Annotated in this window: 1 protein-coding gene; it reads right to left on the bottom strand. The window is 65.9% G+C overall.

Features of this window, described 5'->3' with window-relative positions; all coding sequences use genetic code 11:
• Positions 1-133: 133 nt before the first annotated feature.
• Positions 134-1,567 carry a group II intron reverse transcriptase/maturase gene (gene ltrA, locus ACFQ87_RS45825; protein WP_380616983.1) on the bottom strand — a complete coding sequence of 478 codons (1,434 nt, stop codon included), beginning with the start codon at positions 1,565-1,567 and terminating at the stop codon, positions 134-136.
• Positions 1,568-2,195: the final 628 nt, after the last annotated feature.

The following is a 2,195-nucleotide window of genomic DNA, read 5'->3' as shown; positions in this document are numbered from 1 at the left end:
GCCTCGGTGGCCCAGTGGAGTCGGACCGGGGCGCGGTGCCAGCGTTTCGGCTGGTCCGTTTCCCCGGCCCGCTCCCCGAACCGGACATGCGAGTTGGCCCCGCATCCGGCTCTCCACGAGCCCACGCGGTGGGTTACTGGGCTGTTCTGACCGCTGCGGGTGTCCACGGCGTTGGGATCGCTGTTCCCCGGTAGCGATACCGGGTGACCGGGACCGCACGGGCGTCGAACAGCGTCATCTCGCCGTCTGTCGGCCACCACCGGGGAAGGTGGCGGCGTTGGAGCTGCTTCCAGTTGATCCGGCGATGCTTGCGGCGAAGCCATCCAACGACCCTGCGCCAGGTGTACTGGTGCAGGAACGCGAAGGTCGCTTTGGACACGCCGTGTTTGAAGTAGCCGGTCCATCCCCGCAGTACCGCGTTGATCTGCCTGAGCAGTTCGGCAAGCGGTTGGTTGGTCCCCTGCCGGGTGATCGCCTTGACCTTGGCCATCGCCGAGTCGAGCGACTTCTTTGCTGGCCAGGTGTAGACGTACCACCTGTTCGAGCCCTGCTGGCGCTGTCGCTGGATGCGAAAGCCCAGGAAGGTGAACCCCTCGTCGATGTGCACGACGGTGGTCTTCTCCTCCGACAACCGCAGTCCCACGGTGGTCAGCACCATGGCGACCTCGTCCCGCAGCGCCTCGGCATGTGCGCGGGTTCCGGACACCATGATCACAAAGTCGTCCGCGTAGCGGACGATCTTGTAGGTGGGTAGCCCCTTGCGCCGACGATAGCTGCGGGCCTGGTTGTTCTTGCCGAACGTCGCCCACGCGGCCGTGATGTGCTCATCCAGGACCGACAGGGCGATGTTGGCGAGCAGGGGAGAGAGGATGCCGCCTTGGGGAGTGCCGGTGCGGGTGTCCCTGAGGATGTCGCCCTCGGCGAGGACGCCGGCCTTCAGGAATGCCTTGACCAGCGCCAGGACACGTTTGTCTCCGATCCGGTTCCGCACCCGGTCCAGGAGAGCCGAGTGTGAAATCTCGTCGAAGCACGCCTTGATATCACCTTCGAGTACCCACTCGTAGGAGCGGGAGCCCAGCAGGTGAATCTCGGCGATCGCATCCTGGGCCCGCCTGTTGGGGCGGAAGCCGTAGGAGACCGGCTTGAAGTCCGCCTCGAAGACGGGTTCGAGGATCATCTTGAGCACTGCTTGCACGATCCGGTCCCTCGCGGTGGGAATACCCAGCGAACGAGTCTTGCCATTCGCTTTGGGGATCATCCGCTCCCGCGCGGGGAGGGGCCGGAACGTCCTGTCCTTCAACTCCATCTGGAGCCTGAACAGGAACAGGCTCTGGCCGGTGGGGAGATCTCGGGGACGGACCCCGTCCACTCCGGCCGATCGTGCTCCTCGGTTGCCCCGGACCCGGTGCCATGCCGTAAGCAGAAACGCCGGGTCCCATACGAGGTTGTACAGGTCGTCAAACCTTCGGTCGGGGGCTTCAGTCGCCCACCGGTGCAGCTTCTTCTGGATCTCCAGTACCCGTTCCTCGGCGTCTTCGCGCGTCGGCCACGGATCATCGATATTCACCCATGCACTCCTGGCATTCCAGTTCGATCGCTGCGGACTCGCTGCCGTCCTTGGCCCTGTGAGCGGCTTTCCCGCTCTCCACGACGGGGCGTGACTCCCGCGACTACTACGACGGCTCCGCCCCGCACCCAGGTCCTGGGCTGACGATGCGCCTGCCCGTCGACACCCTGGTTGGGTGTCAAGGAGGGCGACCTGAGGGCGGTTCCCGTGTTCACTGTGTTCCGGTCGGTGGGGGCGGCGCCCAGCTTTTCCCCGGCAGCCTCGCCCTGGGTACGCCGCAGGCTTTCCCCAAGGGCCTTCGTCCCGGCGTCGCTACCCGGGTGCGAAGTCGCCGACCACGTACAGCAATGGTCGGCGCGCACTACTGCCCGGCCCGTATCCACCAGATTTGAGCCGGTTCCACGCTTACGGGGGTTCAACCACTGGTTCACTCTCGTTACACCTATCCACCTTGCTGGCCGGGCACGAGCTGTCTGGCAGTGCCAGCCCGCCCCGTCGTTGTCGCGGCTGCTTCCCGCCCTTCCCCGCATCTCCGAGGTCAGGCTGCCGCCAGCTTCACCGGACTGCTGCGACAGCCCGGCGGAGGGTCCTTACACCCCTCCCGGAAACACAGCGCCTCACGGCGCAC

The sequence above is a fragment of the Kitasatospora sp. NPDC056531 genome (assembly GCF_042794375.1).
Lineage (GTDB): Bacteria > Actinomycetota > Actinomycetes > Streptomycetales > Streptomycetaceae > Kitasatospora.
This window is presented reverse-complemented; position numbering and strand designations above follow the sequence as displayed.